Annotated in this window: 22 protein-coding genes; 10 read left to right on the forward strand and 12 right to left on the reverse strand. The window is 63.2% G+C overall.

The annotated features are described in order from the left end of the window. Positions 1-20 precede the first annotated feature (20 nt). From leuS to holA, 3 genes are read left to right on the forward strand one after another with little or no spacing between them, the layout of a single operon-like run. Positions 21-2,540, forward strand: a complete 2,520-nt coding sequence (gene leuS, locus K3180_RS04660; RefSeq protein ID WP_221538512.1) for a leucine--tRNA ligase — start codon at positions 21-23, stop codon at positions 2,538-2,540. Then, a complete protein-coding gene (lptE, locus tag K3180_RS04665) occupies positions 2,540-3,025 on the forward strand; it encodes an LPS assembly lipoprotein LptE (protein WP_221538513.1) in 486 nt (161 codons plus the stop codon). Before leuS ends, lptE begins: the two co-directional genes overlap by 1 nt. Continuing rightward, positions 3,022-4,065 carry a DNA polymerase III subunit delta gene (holA, locus tag K3180_RS04670; RefSeq protein WP_221538514.1) on the forward strand — a complete coding sequence of 348 codons (1,044 nt, stop codon included), beginning with the start codon at positions 3,022-3,024 and terminating at the stop codon, positions 4,063-4,065. The genes lptE and holA overlap by 4 nt, the downstream gene beginning before the upstream one ends. A gap of 6 nt (positions 4,066-4,071) precedes the next feature. Here the strand turns inward: holA and K3180_RS04675 are convergent, their stop codons facing one another. The 3 genes from K3180_RS04675 to K3180_RS04685 are packed head-to-tail and all read right to left on the reverse strand — an operon-like array spanning position 4,072 to position 5,937. Next, positions 4,072-4,626: an LptA/OstA family protein gene (locus K3180_RS04675; RefSeq protein WP_221538516.1), complete on the reverse strand. Its 555-nt coding sequence runs from the start codon at positions 4,624-4,626 to the stop codon at positions 4,072-4,074. Continuing rightward, positions 4,626-5,294, reverse strand: coding sequence for an LPS export ABC transporter periplasmic protein LptC (lptC, locus tag K3180_RS04680; RefSeq protein ID WP_221538519.1), 669 nt, complete (start codon positions 5,292-5,294; stop codon positions 4,626-4,628). Before lptC ends, K3180_RS04675 begins: the two co-directional genes overlap by 1 nt. Positions 5,295-5,313: 19 nt before the next feature. Beyond that, a complete protein-coding gene (locus tag K3180_RS04685) occupies positions 5,314-5,937 on the reverse strand; it encodes a ribonuclease D (protein WP_221538520.1) in 624 nt (207 codons plus the stop codon). A gap of 79 nt (positions 5,938-6,016) precedes the next feature. Between K3180_RS04685 and K3180_RS04690 the strand changes: the two genes are divergently transcribed. Both K3180_RS04690 and K3180_RS04695 read left to right on the forward strand, forming a co-directional pair. Next, positions 6,017-6,697: a uracil-DNA glycosylase gene (locus tag K3180_RS04690; RefSeq protein WP_221538522.1), complete on the forward strand. Its 681-nt coding sequence runs from the start codon at positions 6,017-6,019 to the stop codon at positions 6,695-6,697. An 86-nt stretch (positions 6,698-6,783) separates the two neighbouring features. Then, the gene (locus tag K3180_RS04695) at positions 6,784-7,104 is read left to right on the forward strand and encodes a WYL domain-containing protein (protein ID WP_221538524.1); all 321 of its coding nucleotides are present in this window, start codon (positions 6,784-6,786) and stop codon (positions 7,102-7,104) included. Between the two features lie 12 nt (positions 7,105-7,116). On the opposite strand, the gene K3180_RS04700 is transcribed toward K3180_RS04695, so the two are convergent. The 3 genes from K3180_RS04700 to K3180_RS04710 all read right to left on the reverse strand — a co-directional run bounded on the left by K3180_RS04700 (position 7,117) and on the right by K3180_RS04710 (position 14,722). Beyond that, positions 7,117-8,553, reverse strand: a complete 1,437-nt coding sequence (locus K3180_RS04700) for a glutamate synthase subunit beta (RefSeq protein ID WP_221538526.1) — start codon at positions 8,551-8,553, stop codon at positions 7,117-7,119. A gap of 139 nt (positions 8,554-8,692) precedes the next feature. Continuing rightward, positions 8,693-13,366 (reverse strand): glutamate synthase large subunit, encoded by a 4,674-nt coding sequence (gltB, locus tag K3180_RS04705; protein ID WP_221538528.1) that lies wholly within the window; start codon positions 13,364-13,366, stop codon positions 8,693-8,695. Between the two features lie 243 nt (positions 13,367-13,609). Continuing rightward, entirely contained in the window at positions 13,610-14,722 is a 1,113-nt protein-coding gene (locus tag K3180_RS04710) for a hypothetical protein (protein WP_221538530.1), read from the reverse strand. Positions 14,723-14,960: 238 nt separating this feature from the next. On the opposite strand from K3180_RS04710, the gene K3180_RS04715 reads away from it, so the two are divergent. From K3180_RS04715 to K3180_RS04730, 4 genes are all read left to right on the forward strand, one after another. Then, a complete protein-coding gene (locus tag K3180_RS04715; protein WP_221538531.1) occupies positions 14,961-15,410 on the forward strand; it encodes a MaoC family dehydratase in 450 nt (149 codons plus the stop codon). A 61-nt stretch (positions 15,411-15,471) separates the two neighbouring features. After that, positions 15,472-16,650, forward strand: a complete 1,179-nt coding sequence (locus tag K3180_RS04720; RefSeq protein ID WP_221538534.1) for an acetyl-CoA C-acyltransferase — start codon at positions 15,472-15,474, stop codon at positions 16,648-16,650. A 17-nt stretch (positions 16,651-16,667) separates the two neighbouring features. Further along, positions 16,668-17,621: a DUF5996 family protein gene (locus K3180_RS04725; RefSeq protein WP_221538536.1), complete on the forward strand. Its 954-nt coding sequence runs from the start codon at positions 16,668-16,670 to the stop codon at positions 17,619-17,621. Between the two features lie 36 nt (positions 17,622-17,657). Continuing rightward, entirely contained in the window at positions 17,658-18,266 is a 609-nt protein-coding gene (locus tag K3180_RS04730) for a DUF4126 domain-containing protein (RefSeq protein WP_221538538.1), read from the forward strand. Here K3180_RS04730 and metW read toward each other — a convergent pair. Next, positions 18,256-18,840: a methionine biosynthesis protein MetW gene (gene metW, locus K3180_RS04735; RefSeq protein WP_221538540.1), complete on the reverse strand. Its 585-nt coding sequence runs from the start codon at positions 18,838-18,840 to the stop codon at positions 18,256-18,258. The genes K3180_RS04730 and metW overlap by 11 nt on opposite strands. Further along, the gene (gene metX, locus K3180_RS04740) at positions 18,837-19,928 is read right to left on the reverse strand and encodes a homoserine O-acetyltransferase MetX (protein WP_221538542.1); all 1,092 of its coding nucleotides are present in this window, start codon (positions 19,926-19,928) and stop codon (positions 18,837-18,839) included. Before metX ends, metW begins: the two co-directional genes overlap by 4 nt. A gap of 69 nt (positions 19,929-19,997) precedes the next feature. Here metX and hisC point away from each other — a divergent pair, with 69 nt between their 5' ends. Further along, complete coding sequence (hisC, locus tag K3180_RS04745; RefSeq protein ID WP_221538544.1) at positions 19,998-21,095, forward strand: histidinol-phosphate transaminase; 1,098 nt, start codon at positions 19,998-20,000, stop codon at positions 21,093-21,095. On the opposite strand, the gene K3180_RS04750 is transcribed toward hisC, so the two are convergent. The 4 genes from K3180_RS04750 to ftsE all read right to left on the reverse strand — a co-directional run bounded on the left by K3180_RS04750 (position 21,096) and on the right by ftsE (position 24,016). Next, positions 21,096-21,776, reverse strand: coding sequence for a lysophospholipid acyltransferase family protein (locus K3180_RS04750; RefSeq protein WP_221538546.1), 681 nt, complete (start codon positions 21,774-21,776; stop codon positions 21,096-21,098). After that, complete coding sequence (locus tag K3180_RS04755; RefSeq protein ID WP_221538548.1) at positions 21,760-22,311, reverse strand: YdcF family protein; 552 nt, start codon at positions 22,309-22,311, stop codon at positions 21,760-21,762. The genes K3180_RS04750 and K3180_RS04755 overlap by 17 nt, the downstream gene beginning before the upstream one ends. Then, entirely contained in the window at positions 22,308-23,135 is an 828-nt protein-coding gene (locus tag K3180_RS04760; RefSeq protein WP_247710331.1) for a cell division protein FtsX, read from the reverse strand. The genes K3180_RS04755 and K3180_RS04760 overlap by 4 nt, the downstream gene beginning before the upstream one ends. Before the next feature lie 101 nt (positions 23,136-23,236). Continuing rightward, positions 23,237-24,016 (reverse strand): cell division ATP-binding protein FtsE, encoded by a 780-nt coding sequence (gene ftsE / locus K3180_RS04765; RefSeq protein ID WP_221538553.1) that lies wholly within the window; start codon positions 24,014-24,016, stop codon positions 23,237-23,239. Positions 24,017-24,110 lie beyond the last annotated feature (94 nt).

Raw genomic sequence — 24,110 nt, forward strand, 5'->3', positions numbered from 1 at the left:
AATCCTTACAGGCGTCCTCCATGAGTGACACCCGTTTCGATCCGGCGCAGGCCGACGCACGCTGGCAGGCCGCCTGGGACAAGGCGCAGACCTTCCGCGCCGACAGCAATTCAGCAAAGCCCAAGAGCTACGTGCTCGAGATGTTCCCCTATCCTTCGGGACGCATCCACATCGGCCATGTACGCAACTACACGATGGGCGATGTGCTGGCGCGCTACAAGAAGGCAACCGGGCACGAGGTCCTGCACCCGATGGGCTGGGACGCCTTCGGCATGCCGGCGGAAAACGCGGCGATGGAAAAGGGTGTGCATCCCGGCGGCTGGACCCGCGACAATATCGAACACATGAAGGCGCAGCTGAAGCGCCTCGGCTTCGCGCTCGACTGGAGCCGTGAACTCGCGACCTGCGAGCCCGACTATTACGGCCATGAGCAGGCGCTCTTCATCGACCTCTACGAAGCGGGTCTCGTCTATCGCAAGGAAAGCGAGGTCAATTGGGACCCGGTCGACATGACCGTGCTCGCCAACGAGCAGGTAATCGACGGCAAGGGCTGGCGCAGCGGCGCCGAGGTCGAGAAGCGCAAGCTCAACCAGTGGTTCCTCAAGATCACCGACTTCGCCGAGGAACTGCTCGAAGGGTTGGGCAGTCTGGAGAACTGGCCCGACAAGGTCCGGCTGATGCAGGAAAACTGGATCGGCAAGTCCAAGGGGCTGGAGTTCAGCTTCGATCTTTCGAACGGCGAGAAGCTGCCGGTCTATACCACGCGTCCCGACACGATTTTCGGCGCGAGCTTCGTCGCGGTGGCGGCGGATCATCCGGTGGCGCAAGGCGTGGCGATGAACAATTGCGATGCCGCGAAATTCATCGAAACCTGTAAGAAGGGTGGCACGACAGCAGCCGAACTCGAAACGGCCGAGAAGCTCGGCTTCGACACCGGAATCGGTGCGGTTCACCCGTTCACCGGAGAACACCTGCCGGTCTATATCGCGAATTTCGTGCTGATGAATTACGGCACCGGCGCGATCATGGCGGTGCCGGGGCACGACCAGCGCGACTTCGAGTTCGCGACGAAGTACGGTCTCCCAATCCCCCGCGTAGTCGCGCCCAGCGTGGAGGACGCCGACAAGCCGTTCGACGGCGAGGCCGAGGCGGGCGAAGGCGTGATCGTCAATTCGGATTTCCTCGACGGCATGGAAGTCGAAGACGCCAAACGCGAAATCATCCGCCGGATCGAGCAGCAGGGTCGCGGCCAGGGCAAGACCGTCTGGCGCCTGCGCGACTGGGGCGTTTCGCGCCAGCGCTACTGGGGCACACCGATCCCCTTCATCCATTGCGAGAGCTGCGGCGTTGTGCCGGCTTCCAAGGATAGCCTGCCGATCACGCTGCCCGAAGACGTCGATTTCAAGACGCCCGGCAATCCGTTGCTGCGCCATCCGACGTGGAAGCATGTCGATTGTCCGAAATGCGGCGGCAAGGCGGAACGCGAGACCGACACGCTCGACACTTTCGTCGACAGTTCGTGGTATTTCCTGCGCTTCGCCAGCCAGCCTGCGGACAAGCCCTTCGACAAGGACGAAATCGCCAAGTGGCTGCCGGTCGAGCAATATATCGGCGGGATCGAACACGCGATCCTGCACCTGCTCTATGCGCGCTTCTGGACCCGCGCGCTGGCGCATATGGGACAGATCGAGGTGACCGAGCCCTTCGCCTCGCTGTTCACGCAGGGCATGGTGACGCACGAGACCTACAGCCGCAAGGAAGGCGGGAAGACCGTCTATTACGCGCCCGACGAGATCAGCCGCGAGGCAAACCGTGCCTTGCTGAGCGCCGATGGCGGCGAGGTCGAGATCGGCCGCGTCATCAAGATGTCGAAGTCGAAGAAGAACGTCGTCGACCCCGACACGATCATCGACACCTATGGCGCCGATGCAGTGCGCTGGTTCATGCTCTCCGACAGCCCGCCCGAACGCGATTTGCCGTGGTCCGAAGCGGGCATCGAAGGCTGCAGCCGCTTCGTCCACCGCCTCTGGCGCCTGTTCACAGCCTATGATGCCGGAGCGCAGGGCGAGGACAAGGCGCTGGCGCGCAAGACCCACCAGACCATCGCTGCCGTGGCCGAGGATATCGAGGCGCTCGGCTTCAACAAGGCGGTCGCACGCATTTACGAACTGACCGGCGCAGTCGAAAAGGCCGCGCCTTCCGCCAGCCGCAGCCATGCCATCCGCACGCTGGTCCAGCTCGTGGCCCCGATGATGCCGCACCTCGCCGAGGAAGCATGGGCCACGCTCGGCGAAACGGGCATGGTCGCCGATGCCGCATGGCCCGAGGTCGATCCGGCGCTGCTGGTCGAGGACGAGGTGACCATCGCCGTCCAGCACAAGGGCAAATTGCGCGATACGCTTACCGCACCCAAGGGCGCTTCGAAGGAAGATCTCGAGGCAATGGCTCTCGCTTCCGAGAACGTCCAGCGTTCGATCGATGGTGCAGAAATCCGCAAGGTCATTGTCGTGCCGGACAGATTGGTGAATATCGTCACCTGATGCGGATATTCCTTGCCCTTTCCATCGCGCTGGCGCTGCCCGGCTGTTCGCTGTCTCCCATGTATGCGGGCGGCAGCAACGGCGCGGTTGCGCAGAGCCTGGCGGCGGTCGACGTGCCGCCGATCCAGGGCAAGGCAGGCTGGCTGGTCCGCAATGCCCTGAACGAAAAGCTCGGCGCGGCGGGTGTCGCAGACTCCCGCTACAGGCTCGACGTTCGCCTCGACGATAGCCTAGCAGGTCTCGGCGTGCTGGCCGACGATACCATCAGCCGCGAACGCCGCACCCTGCGCGCGCGTTACCAATTGGTGGATGCTTCGACAGGCGAGATCCTGCTCGACGCGACCGAAGGCGCAGATGCCGGAATCGATGTCGTTTCCAGCGAATATGCGACCATCGCCGCAGAAAATACGGCGCTGGAGAACCTGACGAAGGAAATCGCCGACCGCATCGTTACCCGCGTCGCGTTGACGCTTCGGGACCGGTGAAGCTCACCAGCCGCGATTTCGCCGCCAAGGCCCGGAATGCAGCGGAAAGCTGCACGATATTCTTCTTCTGCGGACAGGACGAGGCAGGGGCAAGTGCCGCAGCGAACGACCTTGTCGCTATGCTCCCCGAACCCGGCGAGCGCGTCGAGATACCCGGTGCCGAACTTCGCGCCGATCCGGCGAAACTGGGCGATGAAGCACGTTCCACCTCGCTCTTTGGCGATAGCCGCCACATCTGGTCCCGCGTTGCAGGCGACGAGGCACATGAAGCGCTGAAGACGCTCGTCGAAACGGGTGATACGGGCGCGGGCGCAGCTTGCCCGGTAATCGTCGTCGCCACTTCGGCCACCGACAAGTCGCGCACCGCGAAACTGCTCGAAAAGCGCAAGGATGCGCTTGTCGCGATGTTCTATCCGCCCGATCTGCGCTCGGTCACCCAAGTCGTCCGGGGGATGGGCGATACGGCGGGCGTGCGGCTGGATGGAGCGGTGGCGGAGCGAATTGCGCGCGGCGCCAATCTGGATGTGAGGCTGGCACAGAGCGAGGTGACCAAGCTTGCGACCTATCTCGATGCCAGCCCGCAAGCGCCCAAGCCCGCGAATATGGAACACCTCGATGCCGTCGGCGCGGCGAGCGAGGAGGAAGGCTTCGCCTCGCTGGTCAATGCGGTGATGGCGGGGCAAGGCGCGAAGGTAGCCACCGAAATCGCGCGGATGAAGCAGATCGGGCTCAACCCCGTCGGTACGCTGCTCGCGGTGGAACGGCGGGCGGCGCAGCTTGCCCGTATCTCTGCCGCGCTGGGCAATCGCCGTTACCAGGATCTCGACAAGGGGGAGAAAGCGCGGCTCGGCATCTTCTGGAAGGAAGAGCGCGACATAGCAGAGCAGGTCCAGCGCTGGCGCGGCCCCAAGCTCGACCGGCTGACGCTGCGTCTGACCGAACTGCACCGTGAACTGCTGACGAACAGCCAGTCTTCCGAATTGCTGCTTGCCCAGGGCCTGACCGGCATCGCACGCGTTGCCGGTGCGGGGCGGCGTTAGCGCGGCCTAGTCCTGCGGGACGGAGAAGGTCCCGGTTACGCGACCGTTCGATGAAGTCGATCCGGTGCCGGTGACGCCCGAGGAACCGCTGGCCCGGCCGTCGACGCTCGACACGCCGCTGGCCAGGTCGATCACAAGCCGTCCTCCATTGAGCGTGTCACCGCCGCGATTGAGCCGCACATTGCCGGCCATAGTGATGATCCGGCGATTGAAATCATAGACCGCTGTATCGCCCCGCGCGCGTTCGTTGCCGCGGGTGACGTTGACGCCGCCGGTCGCCATGATGCGCTGGATACTCAGGTTGCCCGTATCGGAATAGTTCACGATGGTGCGCGCCGCATTGAGGTTCAGCCCCGCCTGCGTGATCTGGACGTTGCCCGACAGGACCACGCGGTTCTGCCGGTCCTGCAATTCGATCCGGTCGGCGGCGTAGGATACGGGCGCGTTCGAATTATGCCCCGCAATCGCCTGCGCGGACAGCTGCATTCCGGCAAGCGCCGCGAGCGTCAGTGCGAAGCCTGCAGCCGCGCTCTTGGCCATGGTGGGCAAATGACTCTTCATCAGGGCATCCTTAGCTTTCCGGGCTCCATACGCAGCCGCGCATTCCCCGAAAGGGTTATCCGGCGTTCGGCCAGATCTGCATCGAGCCGGTTGGCGCTGAATGTGCCTGCGGGAACTGCTCCCTCGACTCCGCCCGCTCCTTCCAGCGTCTTGTTGTTGAGGTCGAGCGAGACCCCGCTGGCGCGCATGCGGTAACCGTCGGCAGCCACCATGCGCATGGTCCCGTTCACGGCGACCACTTCTTCATTGATGTCATACTGCCCGCCGGGGGCCTCGACCCGCGCGGGTCCCTCGGCCAGCAACATCCGTGCGACGAGCTCGTCCATCCGCACGATCCCCTCGATACTCGATCGCTGGACCGCTTCTCCGGCGGTCAGCGAAAATGGCCGGCCTTGCGCATCCTGCCCGCGGTAGAGCGCATTGTCGACGCGCAGCCGTTCCTGGATGACCGCCACTTCGTTGCGATCGAGCAGGAAGCTGATCTCTCCGCGCGGGGAAAGCGGCGTGATGATCATCAGCGCGGCAAGTACGCCGACGCCCATCGGCAGGGCCCGGACGAGGAAGCTGACCAGCCGGTCGTGGCTTCCGCCGGGCGCGGCGAAATGCTGGCGGCGCGAGCGCAATTGCTTCGCCTCCTGCGTTTCGATCCTGCGCTTGCGGAATACCATGCCGGCTTACCTGCTCCCCTCAGGCTGACGCGTGGCTGAAGATATCGTGATCCTGCCAGCCGAGAATATCGAGATGCGCCCGGGCGGGAAGGAAATCGAAACAGGCCTGCGCCAGTTCCATCCGGCCTTCGCGTTCGAGACGGCGGTCGAGTTCTTCCTTCATCCGGTGGAGGAAGCGCACGTCGGAGGCTGCGTAATCGCGCTGCGCCTCGTTCAGTTCGGGGCCGCCCCAGTCCGAGCTTTGCTGGACCTTGGACATGCTTTCGCCGAGCAATTCCTCGACCAGGTTCTTGAGGCCGTGCCGGTCGGTATAGGTGCGGACCAGCTTGCTGGCGATCTTGGTGCAATAGCAAGGCGCCGCCGTGACGCCGAGGTAATATTCGATCGCCGCAAGGTCGAAACGCGCGAAATGGAACAGCTTCACACGCTCCGGATCGGCGAGGACCGCCTTGAGATTGGGCGCGTCGTAATCGCTTTCAGGGCCGAAGCGGACGAGATGTTCGTCACCCTTGCCATCGCTGATCTGCACCAGGCACAGCCGGTCGCGGATGGTGACGAGGCCCATGGTCTCGGTATCGACGGCCACCGGGCCATCGGCGAGCACGCCTGCGGGAAGGTCTTCTTCGTGGAAATGAACTGCCATGCCCTGCGCCTTAGATGCATTGGGGATTGTAGGAAAGGGCGGACTGGCCCCCTGCGACAAGGGCGGGCAGAATGGGCTGATGAGTGACAGCGTACCCGAAAGCTGGAAGCCGGTTCTGGACCCCGTGCTGGAGGCCGAAGAAGCGCGCCGGCTGGGCGGCTGGCTGCGCGCGGAGGAAGGGGCCGGCAAGATCGTCTATCCGCCGCGCGGTTGCCGGCTGAAGGCGCTCGAACTGACCCCGCTCGACAAGGTCAAGGTCGTGATCCTCGGGCAGGATCCCTACCACGGTCCGGGACAGGCGATGGGCCTCAGCTTCTCCGTCCCACAGGGCGTGCGTCCGCCGCCGAGCCTGGCGAATATCTACAAGGAACTGGAATCCGATTGCGGCATCGCCCGTCCTAGGGATGGCGATCTTACGAATTGGGCCATGCAGGGCGTGCTGCTGCTCAACAACACGCTGACGGTCGAGGCGGGGCGGGCCGGCAGCCATGCGGGCCGCGGCTGGGACGCGGTAACCGATGCCTGCATCGCGGCAGTGGCGGACCGGCCCGTTCCCTCTGTCTTCATCCTCTGGGGAAGCCACGCACAGGCGAAGGCGAAACGGATACCGAAGCTTCGCAGCGGGCCGCATCTCGTCATCGAAAGCCCGCATCCGAGCCCGCTGTCGGCCCATCGCGGCTTCTTCGGTTCAAGACCTTTCAGCCGGACCAATGCTTTCCTGGAAGAACAGGGGCGCGGGGCGGTGGACTGGAAACTCTAGCTTCCAAGCCGGGTGACGGCTGCCGGGAAATACGACTGCGAACGTTTCCAGTTGCATTTGACCGCAGGATCGGCATTTTTGTTGCAATGCAGCATGAAACCAACTTCCAAACCACGCAGGCCGTCGTCGGGCAGGCGATGCACGAACGGCTGATGATCCGCGCGATCTACAATGCCGCCGAACTGACGCTCGCGCCGCACCAGATCGTCCTGCGCAACGATGCGCTCTACCTGGGGGCGGTGAACCCGAAGAAGAACCGCCGCGTCGACGAGGATCCGAGCCTCGGCTATTTCAAGCTCGACGGCCTGTCCGACCTCGCGCTGACCGACGAGCGGTTCGAGCCGCTTCCGGCGGAAGCCTGCGGGCCTGCGCGCGAAGGCGATCAGGTCATCGTCGCACTCGACTGACCGGGCGCCGTCCTACCTTGGCAGTTCGCTGACGCCCATCAGCGCTTCGTCCACTGCGCGGGCGCACTGGCGGCCTTCGCGGATGGCCCAGACCACAAGGCTCTGCCCGCGCCGCATGTCGCCGCAGGCGAAGACATGCGGTTCGCTGGTGGCATAGCGGCTGGTGTCGGCTTTTACATTGCCGCGCTCATCCAGCTCCACGCCTGCCCGGTCGAGCAGCCCGCGGCGCTTGGGGCCGGTAAAGCCCATGGCGAGGAGGATGAGATCGGCCTTGAGCGTGAACTCGCTTCCCTCGACCTCGACCATCCGGCCGTCCTTCCACTCCACCCGCACGCATTCGAGCCCGGCGACATCGCCGCCGTCTTCGACCACGCGCTTGGTCAGCACGGCCCAGTCGCGCTCGACGCCTTCCTCGTGGCTGGAGGAAGTGCGCAGCTTCAGCGGCCAGTCGGGCCAGGTCAGCGCCTTGTCTTCCTTCTCTGGCGGCTTGGGCATGATTTCGAGCTGGGTGACGCTGGCCGCGCCCTGCCGGTTGCTCGTGCCCACGCAGTCGCTGCCGGTGTCACCGCCGCCGATCACGATCACGTGCTTGCCGGTCGCAGTGAGTGAACCGCGCGGGGCGGCGCGCACTTCGTCGTCGCCCGCATTGCGCTTGTTCTGCTGGGTCAGGAATTCCATCGCGAAACGCACGCCGGGAAGCTCCGCGCCCGGAATGTCGAGCATGCGCGCTTCTTCCGCACCGCCCGCCAGCACGATGGCATCGAAATTCTCCTGCAGCGCGGTGAAGCTGACTTCCACGCCCACTTCGCTGGAGGTGCGGAACTGCACACCCTCGGCTTCCATCTGCACCGCGCGGCGGTTGATGAGATGCTTTTCCATCTTGAAGTCGGGAATGCCGTAACGAAGCAATCCGCCGATCCGGTCGGATTTTTCGAACACCGTCACGGCATGGCCCGCGCGCGCCAGTTGCTGTGCGGCGGCGAGGCCGGCGGGGCCGCTGCCGATCACCGCGACCGACTTGCCGGTCTGCTTTTCCGGCACTTCGGGCTTGACCCAGCCTTCGCGAAAACCGCGGTCGATGATCGCGCATTCGATGCTTTTGATCGTCACCGGCGCATCGACGATGTTGAGCGTGCAGGCCGCCTCGCAAGGTGCGGGGCAGATGCGGCCGGTGAATTCGGGGAAATTGTTGGTCGAGTGGAGAACCTCGAGCGCATTCTTCCAGTCGTCTTCATAGACCAGGTGGTTCCAGTCCGGGATGATGTTGTTCACCGGACAGCCGTTGTGGCAGTAGGGAATGCCGCAGTTCATGCAGCGCGCGGCCTGCTTCTTCAGCACGTCGTCGCCCTGCGGAAGGACGAATTCCTTATAGGTCTTCAGCCGCTCTTCCGGTGCGACGTAAGAGCGCTCCTCGCGCTCATATTCGAGAAAGCCGGTTTCCTTGCCCATCAGCTTGCCACCAAGTCCAAAGTCAAAATTTCCGTTCGTGCTGAGCTTGTCGAAGCACCGCATTTTCTTTTGAGCGCAGCGCCGGGAAAGAAGGACGGCCCTTCGACAAGCTCAGGGCGAACGGGATGGAGGAGGCAGCTCATTCCGCAGCCTCCATCGCCGCTTCCTCACGCTCGGCCTCGAGCAGCTTGAGCGCGCGCGCATAATCGCGCGGCATGACCTTGCGGAAGTTCTTCAGTTCGTTCGTCCAGTTGTCCAGCAGCGCCTTCGCCCGCGCCGATCCGGTGTGAAGTAGATGGCGTTCCACCAGCAGCTTGAGCCGTTCGGCATCGTGGTAGAGCGGATCGCCCATGCCGGGATTGTCGACGCTGACGGCGCGCTGCTGCGGCTTGCCCCAGCTTTTCTCCGCGCCTTCCCCGTCGCCCGGTTTCACGTCCAGCACATCGACCTGCGCGTGGTTGACGAGGCGGGTGAACTCGCCGTCCGGATCATAGACATAGGCGATGCCGCCGCTCATGCCTGCGCCGAAGTTGCGGCCCGTCTTGCCGAGCACGCAGACCACGCCGCCGGTCATGTATTCGCACGGATGGTCGCCCGTGCCTTCGACCACGGCGACCGCGCCCGAATTGCGCACGGCAAAGCGTTCGCCCGCCACACCGGCGAAATAGGCTTCGCCCGCAATCGCGCCGTAGAGCACCGTGTTGCCGACGATGATGTTCTCGGTCGGCTCGCGCGGCACACCCTGCGGCGGCTTCACCGCGATGCGCCCGCCTGAAAGGCCCTTGCCGGCATAGTCGTTGGCATCGCCGGTCAGGCTCATGGTCACGCCGTGGGCGAGCCATGCACCGAAGCTTTGTCCGGCCACTCCGGTCAGGTCGATCCGGATCGTGTCCTGCGGCAGGCCGTGATGGCCATAAGCCTCTGCAATCCGGCCCGACAGCATGGTGCCGACCGTGCGGTTCACATTGCGGATGGTGCGGGTAATCTGGACCGCCTGACCGCTTTCGATGGCGGGCTTGCAGGCCTCGATCAGTTCGACGTCCATCGCCGCGGCAAGGCCGTGGTCCTGGTTCTCTGTGTGATGGAGCGACCGGCCCTCTTCGACCGGCACGGCGTGCAGGATGCGCGTCAGGTCGATGCCATGCGCCTTCCAGTGACGCCGCACGCGGCGCATGTCGATCTTGTCGACGCGGCCGACCATCTCTTCCACCGTACGGAAGCCCATCTCGGCCATGATCTGGCGCAGCTCTTCAGCGACGAAGAAGAAATAGTTGATCACGTGTTCGGGCGTGCCGGTGAAGCGCTTGCGCAGCACCGGGTCCTGCGTCGCCACGCCGACCGGACAGGTATTGAGGTGGCATTTGCGCATCATGATGCAGCCCGCGGCGATCAGCGGGGCGGTGGCAAAACCGAATTCGTCCGCGCCCAGCAAGGCGCCGATGGCGACATCGCGCCCGGTGCGCAGCCCGCCGTCGACCTGCACTGCGATGCGGCTGCGCAGATCGTTGAGCAACAAGGTCTGCTGCGTCTCGGCAAGGCCTATTTCCCACGGGGATCCGGCATGGGTAAGGCTGGTCAGCGGGCTTGCGCCCGTGCCGCCTTCATAGCCCGAGATGGTCAGATGGTCGGCCTTGGATTTGGACACGCCTGCAGCCACCGTGCCCACGCCCACTTCGCTGACCAGCTTCACGGAAATGCGGGCCTCAGGCTGGACGTTCTTGAGGTCGTGGATCAGCTGCGCCAGATCCTCGATCGAATAGATGTCATGGTGCGGCGGGGGCGAGATCAGGCCCACGCCCGGGGTCGAATGGCGCACCTTGCCGATCCGCTTGTCGACCTTGTGGCCGGGCAGTTGGCCGCCTTCGCCGGGCTTCGCGCCCTGCGCCATCTTGATCTGGATATCGTCCGAATTGACGAGATATTCGGTGGTCACGCCGAAGCGCCCGCTGGCCACCTGCTTGATCCGGCTGCGCATCGAATCGCCGTTTTCCAGCGGGCGGAAACGCTCGGGCTCCTCGCCGCCTTCGCCCGTGTTCGAACGACCGCCCATGCGGTTCATCGCGATCGCCAGCGTGGAATGTGCCTCGTGGCTGATCGAACCGAAGCTCATCGCACCGGTGCTGAAGCGCTTGACGATTTCGGCAGCGGGTTCGACTTCCGATATGTCGAGCGGGCGTTCGGCCTTCTTCAGTTCCATCAGGCCGCGAATGGTCAGCAGGCGTTCGGACTGCTCGTTGATCGAGGCTGCGAATTCCGCGTAATTCTTGGGATCGCTGCCCCGCACCGCGTGCTGGAGGTTAGCAATATTCTGCGGCGTCCAGGCATGGTCCTCGCCGCGGATGCGGTACTGGTAGATGCCGCCCACATCGAGCATGCCCTTATAGAGCGGGCTGTCGCCGAATGCCTGCGCGTGGCGGCGCACGGTCTCTTCCGCCACTTCCTTCAGGCCGATGCCTTCGATGGTGGTCGCGGTGCCGGCGAAATAGGCGTCGACGAACTCGCTCGACAGGCCGACCGCGTCGAAGATCTGTGCGCCGCAATAGGACTGGTAGGTCGATATGCCCATCTTGGACATGACCTTGAGGATGCCCTTGCCGACCGCCTTGACGAAATTCTTCTGCACCGTGTCGGGATCGAGATCGGGCATCTTGCGGCTACGCAAATCCTCCAGCGTCTCGAAGGCGAGATAGGGGTTGATCCCTTCCGCGCCGTAACCCGCCAGCGCACAGAAATGGTGCACTTCGCGCGCCTCGCCGGTTTCGATGACCAGCCCGGTCTGCATCCGCAGGCCCTGCCGCACCAGCTGGTGATGGACCGCCGCCGTTGCCAGCAACGCGGGAATGGCGATCCGGTCCGGCCCCTGTCCGCGGTCGGACAGGATCAGGATATTGGCATCGCCCAGCACCGCCTCGGTCGCCGCCCAGCACATTTCCTTCAGCGCCATGGCGAGGCCATCCGCGCCGGTACTCGCGTCCCAGGTGATGTCGATGGTCGCGGTGCGGAATGCGCCGTCCAGCGCCACTTCGACCGAGCGGATTTTCGCCAGGTCGATGTTGGTGAGGATGGGCTGCGAAACTTCCAGCCGCTTGTGCGTGCCCCCGTCGCGGCCCAGCAGGTTCGGGCGCGGGCCGATCATCGACAGCAGGCTCATCACCAGTTCTTCGCGGATCGGGTCGATCGGCGGATTGGTCACCTGCGCGAAGTTCTGCTTGAAATAATCGTAGAGCAGGCGGCTGCGCGTAGAGAGCACGGCGATGGGCGTGTCGGTGCCCATCGATCCGATCGGGTCCTCGCCATTCGCGGCCATCGGTTCGAGGAAGCGCTGGATGTCTTCCTGCGTGTAGCCGAAGGCCTGCTGGCGGTTGAGCAGCGCGATGTCGCTTTTCGCGATTTCGGACAGGTCGGGTTCGATATGGTCGAGATCGGCGAGCTTGTACTGCGCCTTTTCCAGCCATACCTCGTAAGGCTCGGCAGCGGCGAGGTCGGTCTTCAGTTCCTCGTCGGTGACGATGCGCCCTTCCTCGAGGTCGATCAGCAGCATCTTGCCCGGCTGGAGCCGCCATTTGCGGGTGATGTCTTCCTCTGCAAAGGGCAGCACGCCGCTTTCCGAGGCGAGGACGACGAGGTCGTCCTTGGTCGTGCACCAGCGCGCGGGGCGCAGGCCGTTGCGATCGAGGCAGGCGCCGATCTGGCGGCCATCGGTGAAGCAGACGGCGGCGGGGCCGTCCCACGGCTCCATCAGCGCGGCGTGGTATTCGTAGAACGCGCGGCGCGCGGGATCCATCAGCTCGTTCTTCGCCCATGCCTCGGGCATCAGCATCATCATCGAATGCGCGAGGCTGTAACCGCCGGTCACCAGCAGCTCGAGCGCATTGTCGAGGCAGGCGGTGTCCGACTGGCCGTGCGGGATCAGCGGCCACATCTTGTCGAGATCCGCTCCCAGCAGCTCGCTTTCCATCGTGCGGCGGCGGGCCTCCATCCAGTTCACATTTCCGCGAACGGTGTTGATCTCGCCATTATGCGCCATGAAGCGATAGGGATGCGCCAGCCGCCAGCTGGGGAAGGTGTTGGTGCTGAAACGCTGGTGGACGAGGCCCAGTGCGCTGACGCAATCGGGATCGCGCAGATCGTCGTAGAAGCTGCCGACCTGGTTCGCCAGCAGCAGTCCCTTGTAGACCACGGTGCGGCTGGAGAAGCTCGGGATATAGGCCTGGCTGAGACCCGGGATGTCGTGCTTGGCCTCCAGCGCGGCGAGCGGGTTCAGCGTCTGCTTGCGGATGACCACCAGCTTGCGCTCGAAAGCATCCTGGTCGGGGCAGTTCTGGCCGCGCGCGATCACGCACTGGCGGATGACCGGCATCGATGCGACCACGGCATCGCCCAGCCCGTCGAGCGTGGTCGGCACGTCGCGCCAGCCCACGACCCGCTGGCCTTCCTTGGCCACGAAGCGTTCGAGCTGCTTCTCGACGAAATCAAGCGCTTCATTCACCTGCGGCATGAAACACATGGCGACCGCGTAATCGCCCGGTGCGGGCAGGTCGTGCCCTTCCTTTTCGGCCCATTTGCGGAACAGCGGGTCGGGAATCTGCAGCAGGATACCCGCGCCGTCGCCCAGCAGCGGATCGGCGCCGACCGCGCCGCGGTGGTCGAGATTGGCAAGTATTTCAAGCGCTTGCGTTACAATCGCGTGGCTCTTCTGCCCCTTGATATGCGCTACCATGCCGACGCCGCAGGCATCGTGCTCGTTGCGCGGATCGTAGAGGCCCTGCGGAAGAGGGCCTTCACCGGGGGTATGATGAGCCAGAACCTGCATTCGCCGAAGCGTCCTCCTTGCCCGCGCCCCCTGCGGCCCTCCTGGCCGAAAGTGGAAGCGCGGAAATTGTGCAGCGCCGCACGGGCGCCCGCCAAAATGTCGCGAGGCTTCCTTTTGCAGGCAACAAAGCGGTTTTGCAACCGCGTCAGGGTTTAGGAAAATTTCACCGTGGCCAAGAATTGCCGGTTCCTGCTGCGATGCAGCATCGCAAAGGCGTCTCCGCCAAGGCCTCGGATCAAGAGCCTAGTCGCGCCGGTTGACCTGGCCCAGCCGTTCGAGCGCACTCCGCAGCGCGGCCTGCGCTTCCGTAGGTGCAACGCCGCCCGCCGTGCTATCTTCTTCATCTGGCGAATCGGGGCCGTCAGGGGCTTCGGGCATCCGGCGGCTGGCCTCGCGGCGGAGGAAGGCGATGACCGGATCGTCCTCGGTAACTTCGGGCAAATCCCGATCATCAGCACCAGTATCCTCGGCAGGAATTTCGCGCGTCATCTGGACCGGTTGCGGAGCGGGTTGCTGCGCCGCCTCCTCGCTTTCCGTTACCATTTTCTTGTGCTGTTCCAGCGCACCTTCGAGCCGATCGAGCAGACCGCCGAGGCTCATATCGCCCAATGCTTCCGGCGATTCGTCGAGAGTGTCTGGCTCGGCGCTGTCTTCGGCATAATCCGCAGGGACCGGCTCACGCCCCGGATCGAATTCCGGCACGTGTTCGAACTCGGCGCCTTCGGCGATCTCGCCATCTTCGGTTCCAAATGCGGTATTCTCGGCAGTCTCGTCCTCTTCGGACCATGTATCCTGCACGGCCCCCTCTTCCGCGACGTTTGCCCCACCTTCCATATCCGCATAGACCGCTTCGAATTCCTCTACCGGGCCGGCCGGCGGGATATCGTCGAGGGAATATTCGCTCTCGTAGCTGGCTTCCCCGGTCGGGGCGCTGATCGCGATGCCTTCCTCGCCAATGTCCTCGCGGGCCGAGAAAACCCGGCGGCGGCGCGGTTCTTCCATGCCGTCTGCCGGCATTTCGGCCTCCTCCTGCCAGGCGCTGTCTTCCAGAAATTCGAATCCCGGCGCAAAGGCGCGGGGCGCAGCAGCCGCGGCGATGCGCCCGGCTACCGCGATGCCGAACAGCAGGCCGAACAGCGCAACGACGATGCAAAGTACCGCCACCCCGGCCCCACTCACGGGCGGCGCGAATATCGGGTGCAGCTGCGCAAGCCCTGTGCTGCGGGCGATCAGCGCATGGACATGGGGCGGCATCAGCCACATCCCGCCGCCCAGAAGCAGCGCGAACCACGCTCCTACCAGCGGCTTGAACCATGTCCGGCCCAACAGGCCGGTATTACCATGACGATCGCTCATTCGGTTCCTGTCAGCTTCATACCTATCCCAGCACGCCGCCCGCGCTAGGCTCGCTTGGTTAACTTCGCGCTAACGATGCCTGTTCCGCCTCTGCGATGCAATTGCCCATTCGCAGGGAGCCGCGATGCCGTAACGGCAGATTCCGGGCGGTTGCGCACCCCTGTTCCATGCGCCATGAGTCCGCCCGCAAGCGCGCTCATGGAGTCGCGCATTCGGGTGATTTGAAGGAGAGCGAGGCATGACCCCCCAGGACGTAGCAGCCAAGATCGGCGAACAGGTCGGAACCAGCGAATGGGTCGAGATGAGCCAGGAGCGTATCAACCAGTTTGCGGAAGCCACCGGCGACCACCAGTTTATCCATGTGAACGAGGAAGCGGCCAAGATGACGCCCTTCGGCGGCACCATCGCGCATGGCTTCCTGACTCTGTCGATGATCCCTTATCTTACCGCGAACAGCGATGTTCCGCGGGTCGACGGGATCAAGATGGCGGTCAACTACGGCGGCAACAAGACGCGTTTCATCAACCCCGTCCGTTCTGGCAAGAAGATCCGTGGCCACTGGAAACTGCTCGAAATGACCGAGAAGCGCCCCGGCCAATGGCAACAGACCATGGAGATCACCATCGAGATCGAAGGCGAGGATAAGCCTGCGCTGATCTGCGAATGGATGACCATGTATTTCGTCTGATTCCTTTCTCCTCCCCCGGAGGAACAGACGTTCAACACTTTGAGAGAATTAAGGAATGACCATGCGTGACGCAGTCATCGTTTCCACCGCCCGCACCGCCATCGGCCGCGCCTACAAGGGCGGGTTCAACGACACCAAGGGCCCGACGCTGGGTGCCTATTCGCTAAAGCCCGCGATCGAGCGTGCCGGCATCGAAGCCGGTGAGGTCGACGACGTGCTGTGGGGCGCTGCACTCCAGCAGGGCACGCAAGCCGGCAATCTCGCCCGCCAGGTCGCGCTGCGCGCCGGTTGCCCCATCGGCACCAGTGGCATGACTATCGACCGCCAGTGCTCTTCGGGCCTGATGAGCATCGCCACCGCCGCCAAGCAGATCATTACCGACCGGATGGATGTGGTCGCTGCAGGCGGTCAGGAATCGATCAGCCTCGTGCAGACAAAGGAAATGCGCGTGATGCCCGATCCCGAACTGATCGCGATGCACGGCGCCATCTACATGCCCATGCTGCAAACGGCCGAAACGGTTGCCCAGCGCTATGGCATCAGCCGTGAAGCGCAGGACGAATACGCTCTGCAGAGCCAGCAACGTACTGCCAAGGCACAGGAAGAGGGCCGTTTCGACGACGAGATCGTCCCCGTTTCCACCACGCACAAGGTGCAAGACAAGGAAACCGGCGAAATCTCGGATGTCGACATCACCATCGCCAAGGACGAGGGTAACCGTCCCTCAACCACGCTCGAAGGCCTTCAGGGTCTGAAGCCGGTAATGGGTGAAGGGACCACCATCACCGCAGGCAACGCCTCGCAGCTGTCGGACGGTTCATCGGCCAGCGTGCTGATGGAAGCCAAGGTCGCCGAACAGAAAGGCCTTCAGCCGCTGGGTCGCTATGTCGGCATGGCAGTCGCGGGCACCGAGCCCGACGAAATGGGTATCGGCCCGGTCTTCGCCATTCCGAAGCTGCTCAAGCGGTTCGATCTCAATGTCGACGACATCGGTATCTGGGAATTGAACGAAGCCTTTGCGGTGCAGGTGCTCTACTGCCGCGACAAGCTTGGCATCGACAATGACAAACTCAACGTCAGCGGTGGTTCGATCTCGATCGGCCATCCCTATGGCATGACCGGCGCACGCTGCACCGGCCACGTCCTGCTCGAAGGTAAGCGCCGCGGCGCGAAATACGGCATCGTCACCATGTGCGTCGGCGGCGGTATGGGCGCAGCCGGCCTGTTCGAGATATTCTAGACCGAAAGGAACTTTCGATGACCGAACGGTGGCCCAAACTCGATTACGAGGCCGATCGTCCGGTCATCGAGAGTCTCCATGCCTATCTGCAGGTCATGGGTAAACTGCCGACCCGCGCCCTGCCATGGTGCAACCACAGCTGGCATCTTGCACTGCGCGTGGTACCGCGCGGCTTCCGAAGCTATCCGGTGTTTACCGCCAGCGGCGAGGCGGAAGTGCTGTTCGACTGCCTTTCGAGCAAGGTGATGGTCGAGACATCGGGCGGACTCGTCGACGGTTTCGATGTGACCGGACAGAGCGTTGCGCATTTCTTCGGCCAACTTTCCTCGCTGCTCGACAGGGCCGATGTCGGGACCTCGGTTGCGGGAAGGCCCAACGAAGTCGAAACCGCCATTCCCTTTCGCGAAGATACGACCGAAAGGATTTGGGACCCAGCGGTTCTCGCCCGCATCCACCGGGCGTTTTCCGATGTCAACCGCGTGTTCGAGCGTTTCCGCACAGGTTTCGTCGGCAAATCGAGTCCCAGCCACTTTTTCTGGGGCAGCCTGGATCTGGCCGTAACGCGCTTCTCGGGCCGCGAGGCGCCCCTTCATCCGGGCGGTTTTCCCAACCTGCCCGATGCAGTGACCCGCGAAGCCTATAGCCACGAGGTCGCCAGCGCGGGCTTCTGGCTCGGCGGTGGCGGCGTCGATCAGGCCGCCTTCTATGCCTATGGTTATCCGACGCCCGATGGCCTTGCAGATATTACCGTGGAGCCTGCGGGAAGCTATTGGCAGGGCGAACTCGGCGAATTCATCCTGCCCTATGAGCAGGTGCGGAACAGCATCGATCCCGAACAAGAGCTCATGGCCTTTCTCGAAAGTACCTATGCTGCCGTGGCCGATCTCGGCGATTGGTCCCGCAAGGCCCTCGAAGTTCCGCTTGGTACATTCGGAAAGCCCTACGATGTCGAGGCCTGTCGCAAGGGGTGACTTGCCACCGACGCCCATTGCGCGCAGGATCGCGCAATGGGCGTGATGGAAATTATCGGGATCGCGGGCAGCGTCAGCCTGCTGGCAGGGTGGCGGCTGTACCTGAGTATCTTTGCCACCGGTCTGGCGATGCGGCTCGGCGCGCTGCCTCTGCCCGAACATCTCCAGAGTCTCGATGCGCTGGCCAATCCATGGGTGATGGGCATTGCCGCCATCGCCGCGATTGCGGAATTCTTCGCCGACAAGGTGATGTGGCTCGATAGTGCCTGGGACGCGGTCCATACGTTCGTACGTCCGGTGGGAGGCGCGCTGCTGGCGCTGGCGATCGTCGATCCGTCGGACCCGGCTACCCAGGTGGTCGCTTTCCTGCTCGGCGGCGGCGCGGCGCTGACGGCGCATGCCGGCAAGGCCGGCGCGCGAGGAGTGGTGAACGCCAGTCCCGAACCGGTCAGCAATGTCGCCGTATCGACCGCGGAGGATGTGGTGACGGCGGGATTACTCTATGCCGCTTACGAATACCCCTATGTTGCCGGCGGCATCGCGCTGGTGCTGCTGGCGCTGGTCGTCTGGCTGATCTGGCTGGCGCGTAAGGTGGTGCGCAGGCTGTTCGGGCGAAAGCCTGCCGAACCGCCGCCTAGCGGCTAAGCTGGAAGACAGCGAATTCCGCACGCCAGTTGCTGCCCCCAGCCACGGGCCTGCCGCCGGAAAAGAACCATTCGCGCTCGATCTTCGCGCCTTTCTCGCGCGCCAGTTCGCGGAAGTCCTTCACCGTCACGTGATGGATATTGGGCGTTTCGTACCAGCTTACGGGGATCGCCCGCGTCACCGGCATCCGGCCGCCCAGCATGAGTGCCGCCCGCGTGCGCCAATGCGCGAAATTGGGAAAGCTGACGAAGGCCTGTCGCCCGACCCGCAGCAATTCTTCGAGCATGAGGTCGGGTCGCGTGGCAGTCTGCAACGTCTGGCTGAGCACTGCGTAATCGAACCCCTTGTCGGGATAGTCGGCGAGTTCGCGATTGGCGTCGCCCTGCACCACCGAAAGGCCCTGCGCCACGCAGCGTTCGACACAAGCGCCGTCGATCTCCATCCCGCGCGCATCGACACGTTTGCAATCTCGCAACTCGGCCAGCAGCGCCCCGTCGCCGCACCCGATATCGAGCACGCGTGTTCCCGGTTCGATTGCTTCGGCGATGGCGGCGAGATCGGGGCGCAGGCTCATTCGAGGAACCCTTTCACCACCCGGTCGAGCGCGGGCACGTCGAGCAGGAAGCTATCATGGCCATGCGGAGCGGATAGTTCGACGAAGCTCACCGCCGCCCCAGCCGCATTGAGTGCGCGCACCACATGGCGGCTTTCACTGGTGGGATAGAGCCAGTCGCTATCGAAGCTGACGAGGCAGAAACGCGCGCGAGTGCCGGCAAAGGCATCGGCGAGCTTTCCGCCATGCTCTTCGGCAAGATCGAAATAATCCATCGCGCGGGTGATATAGAGATAGCTGTTGGCATCGAACCGCCGCGTAAAACCACTGCCCTGATAGCGCAGGTAGCTTTCGACCTGGAAATCGGCATCGAAGCCGAAACTTTTGGCCTCACGGTCCTGCAGGTTCCGCCCGAATTTCCCGGTCAGCGCCTCTTCGGAGAGATAGGTGATATGCGCCGCCATGCGCGCCACTGCGAGACCCGCGTCGGGTTGTTCGGCGGAATCATAGTAATCGCCCTGCTGCCAGTTGGGATCGGCCATGATCGCTTGCCGTCCCAATTCGTGGAACGCGATATTTTGCGCCGAATGGCGGCTGGTCGAGGCAATGACCAGCACCCTCGCGGCGCGATCACGCCAGTTCGCGGCGAGGCTCAAGGCCTGCATTCCGCCCATCGATCCGCCGACCACTGCGTGAAGCCGCTCGATACCGAGTTCGTCAAGCAAGGCCACCAGTGCACGGACCATATCGCGAATGGTGATGACGGGAAAACGCATTGCATAAGGCTTGCCGTCGCTCGCCTCGCTCGCAGGCCCGCTCGAACCCATGCAACTGCCGATCACATTGGCGCAGACGACATGATAGCGATCGGTGTCGATGGGCTTGCCGGGGCCGACCATCCGCTCCCACCAGCCTGGCTTTCCGGTGACCGGATGCGGTGAAGCGACATACTGATCGCCGGTCAGAGCGTGGCACAGCAGGATTGCATTGGAGCGGTCTTCGTTCAGCTCGCCATAGGTTTCAAAAGCGATTTGCGGAGACGCCAGTTCGCCCCCGCCATCGAGGGCGAGCGGTTGGGGCAATTCCAGCGTGAAGGATGTCCCGGCCATGGCTCCGCCTCTAGCCGTGCGACAGGCGCTTGTCGAAGGGCGGTTTTTCTTTCATGCGCCGAAGCCGTAATGGCAGACAGACCCACGATGAAACCCTGGATCGAAAAGATCCACGCCTATGTCCCCGGCAAGAGCAAGGGGGCAGACGGGCGCGAACTGATCAAGCTATCGGCCAATGAAAATCCGCTGGGATGCAGCGTGGCTGCACTTGCGGCCTTGGCAGAACCTGCCGGACCCGCTCGCTATCCCGATCCCGATGCTACGGCGCTCAGGACTAAGATCGGCGAAGTCCACGGGATCGATCCGGCGCGGATCGTTTGCGGAACAGGCTCGGACGAATTGCTCAATCTGGCCGCGCAGGCTTTCGCCGGACCGGGCGATGAGGTGCTCTATGCGCGATTTTCCTTCGTCGTCTACGAGATCGCTGCGCGTCGCTGCGGAGCAACGCCGGTCGAAGCGCCCGATGTTGAGTACGCCACGGATGTGAACGCACTGCTTGGCGCAGTGACAGAAGCCACCCGCGTGGTCTTTCTTGCCAACCCGAACAATCCGACCGGTACCTTTTTGCCAAGAAGCGAAATCGAGCGGCTGCATGCAGGATTGCCATCCGATGTGCTGTTGGTGATCGACCAGGCCTATGGCGAATATCTGGATGAGAACGAAGACGATGGCGGTATTGCGCTGGCGACGGCACACGAAAACGTTCTCGTCACCCGGACCTTTTCCAAGATTTATGGGCTGGCAGGGGAACGGATTGGCTGGGCGACCGGTGCACCCCACCTGATAGACGCGCTCAACCGTATCCGCGGGCCTTTCAATGTGACCACTTCGGGCCAGAAAGCTGCGATCGCGGCGCTGGACGACCAGGCCTTCGTTTCACAGTCCCGCGAAGCGAACAATCGCGGGCGCGCCCGCTTTGCGGAGGCGATTTCAGCGTTCGGCAATCATGGCCTGAAAGCCGTTCCGAGCAAGGCAAACTTCCTGCTTGTACTGTTCGAAGGCAGGCTGACCGCGGAGCGAGCGCTCGCCGCGCTTGCTGATGGGGGGTATGCCGTGCGCCACCTTCCCGGACAAGGGCTGCCGCAGGGTCTTCGGATCACCATCGGCACGCCGGAGCAAATGGATGCGATCTTGGATATACTGAGGGAGGCCGCCGAGGCCGCTTGACTAGGAGTTGAGAGCGTTGATTTCGCGAATCACGCGCGCCTCGATCTCTCCGCGTGGCAGTCCCGGCGGGATCGGTTCGCCGAATTTGTAGGTTATAGTCCCGGGCTGCTTGAGCCCGCGATGATAGAGCGGGCCACTGTTCACCGCTACCGGCACCACCGGCAGTGCAAGCATTTTGTAGAGGCCTGCAAACCCGGCCTGAAGAGGCCGGTTTTCGCCATGCGGTATGCGCGTGCCTTCGGGAAATATGACCAGCGGCCTCCCGTCCGCGATCATTTTTCTTGCGCTGCGGATCATGTTCATTAGCGCCTTGGCGCCCTGGTCACGCGCCACGGGAATGAGGCCATAGGCGAGCGCCGCCCGTCCCCAGCCGGGAATGGAGAACAGCTCCTTTTTCGCGAAGACCGAGGGGCAGTCGAGCAGTGCTGGTGCATCGATCGCCTCGAAGAAACTCTCATGCTTGATCGCGTATAGAACCGGTTCTTCCTGCGGTTTGCCTTCGATCGCCAGCCTGATGCCGATGATATTCTCTAGACACCAGCGCTGCCATTGGGCCCAGTTGCGAACGCGACGGCGGAAAGCAGACACGGAGAACGGCGCGCAGATCAGCGAGGCCGATGTGATGAGGATCGAGCCAAAATAGAACGTCAGATAGAACAGCAGGTTACGAAGCAGTATCATCTGTTTCGTCCGACAAACCTTGCGATACTTCGGAGACGAGCAGCTTGTTGTATTCGAGGAATAATGTGGAAATATCGGGATGGGAGGTCACGGCGTCCTTCACGATGCTGGTTCCCGAAGGAAGAGTGTCGGCTACCTCCGAATAAGCGCGGGCCATGTGCCAGTCCGTCGTGACCAGCCGCGCAGAATCGAATTCCTTCTCCTTCAGCCATTGCGCAACTTCCCCTGCGTTGCTGCGGGTATCCACAGCAAGAAAACCGAGAGTGACGCAGCACGCCATAGTGCGTCCGGAAACCTGGAACTGTTCGGCAAATTCAGCAGGCTTGACCTCGGGGTCGACTCCGGAAACGAACATCTCCTTTGCCAACCCTTCCTCGACCACCTCGAGACCGCGGGCGATGCGGCCCGCCCCCCCGGTAAGGACGATGACGGCATCGGTCTCGGTCTTGGCTGCAGGTGCGGGCAGGGTCAGCGCAAAGGCGAGAAACCCAAATGCGTAAACCAGAAAAACAGCGGCAATCAGACGTAGAATCACAATGATTTCCGCAAGGACGAAAGCACAGTCATGCGCGCCGTGTAGACGGCAATTCCGACGGCGAAAAGCGGGACCAGAGCAATCGACAGCCAATCGATCGCTGAAAGTGACCCTCCTGCCACCATGCCGGATTGCAGTGCGGCGAACTGGGCGGCTAGTGAAGATATGATCAGGATTCCGGCGACGAACCCCAACAGACCGCCCACTGCGGCATCGATCAGGATCGAGCGCTGAAAGATCCGGGCTATCTGGTCGTCGCTTCCGCCCAGCAGGTGTACGATTTCGACGGTCGCGCGATTTCCCCCCAAGGCATTGCGCGAAGCCAGCCATACCGCCGCCGCGCTCACCGAAGCAAGCAATGCAATCAGCGCGAATGCCATCCACTTGAGCGCCGAAAGCGCCGAAAGAACCGGCGCAAGCCATTCCGACTGGGCGTCGATCCGGGCATCGGGAGCGACTTCCTGCAAGGCGGTTTCCAGGCGCTCGTAATCCGCGTTTTGCACGCCGGAACGCATTTCGACATCAATTATGGCCGGAAGTGGCACCGCTTCCGAATTTTCCCCCGTCCCGAGCCAGGGCTCAAGCAATTCGGCGATTTCCTCTTCGGGAACTGCACGGAAGCCGGCGACGGCGCGATCCGCCGCCAATACGCCTTGTGCCGCTTCAGCCTGTGCCGCCCGCTGCTGAGGGTCGGGTTCGACGATTTGCAAGGTCGCACTTCCGGAAACGTCGGCACGCGCAGCCGACACCATGTTCGATAGCGCCAGTGCACCTGCTGCAGCGACGACGGTCAGCATAACCATGATCGCGATCACCCATAGCATCGGCCCACCACGCCGCGTCTGTGGCAAAAGGCCCGCGGCCCGCCTGCCGCGAAAAGGCGCAAGACCACGATCGACGGTTCTGCCGATTGCCGGAGGCCGCTTCACCCGGCTGCTCCCCGTATGCCCTCACGCCGCGGCGGATAGCGTAATGCACCCGTGGGGTCGGCCAGCATGCCTTTCGACAGGCGCATGATCAGGCTTTCCGGAACCTTTCGCAGCAGGTGCACGTCATGCGTCGCCACGACGACTGTCGTGCCCAAGCGATTGAGCGCCTCGAACAGGCGCATCAACTTGACTGCCATCTCGGGGTCCACATTACCGGTAGGTTCGTCGGCGATGAGGATTTCGGGTCGACCGATGACTGCGCGCGCAATGGCGACACGCTGCTGTTCGCCGCCAGAAAGTGTGGCCGGTCGAGCCTCGGCGCGATGAGCCAGGCCCACCCATTCGAGCATATCCGACACAGGTTCGCGCAGATCGGCTTCGCGCACTCCGGATACCCGTAGGGGAAGTGCTACATTGTCGAAGGCGGAAAGGTGATCGACAAGGCGAAAGTCCTGAAAGACCACGCCCATGCGTCGGCGGAAGGCTGGCAATTTATCGCGCGGCAAGGTGATGACGTCGCGACCGAACATCCTGATGCCTCCACGCGAAGGGCGCTGCGCCAGATAGAGCAGTTTCAGCAGGGAAGTCTTGCCGGCTCCGCTGGCCCCGGTGAGAAAGTAGAAGCGGCTTGAGAACAGGGTGAAGGAAATATTCGAAAGCACTTCCCGGTCGGTACCGTAGCGCAGACCGACATTGTCGAAATGCACGATTTCAGTCTCGCTCGGACCCGTGGAGCGAAAATCGCTGTCGTTCTGAAGGGGAATTTGAGCCGCCATTGTACAATTCGGGCCTATAACCGTCCTTCGATGTGGAAAAAAGCCGCTTGGGCCTTTCGCACACAGCTACGCCGCTTGTCGTGATTCGCCGCTC

The sequence above is a fragment of the Qipengyuania huizhouensis genome (assembly GCF_019711635.1).
GTDB lineage: Bacteria > Pseudomonadota > Alphaproteobacteria > Sphingomonadales > Sphingomonadaceae > Qipengyuania > Qipengyuania huizhouensis.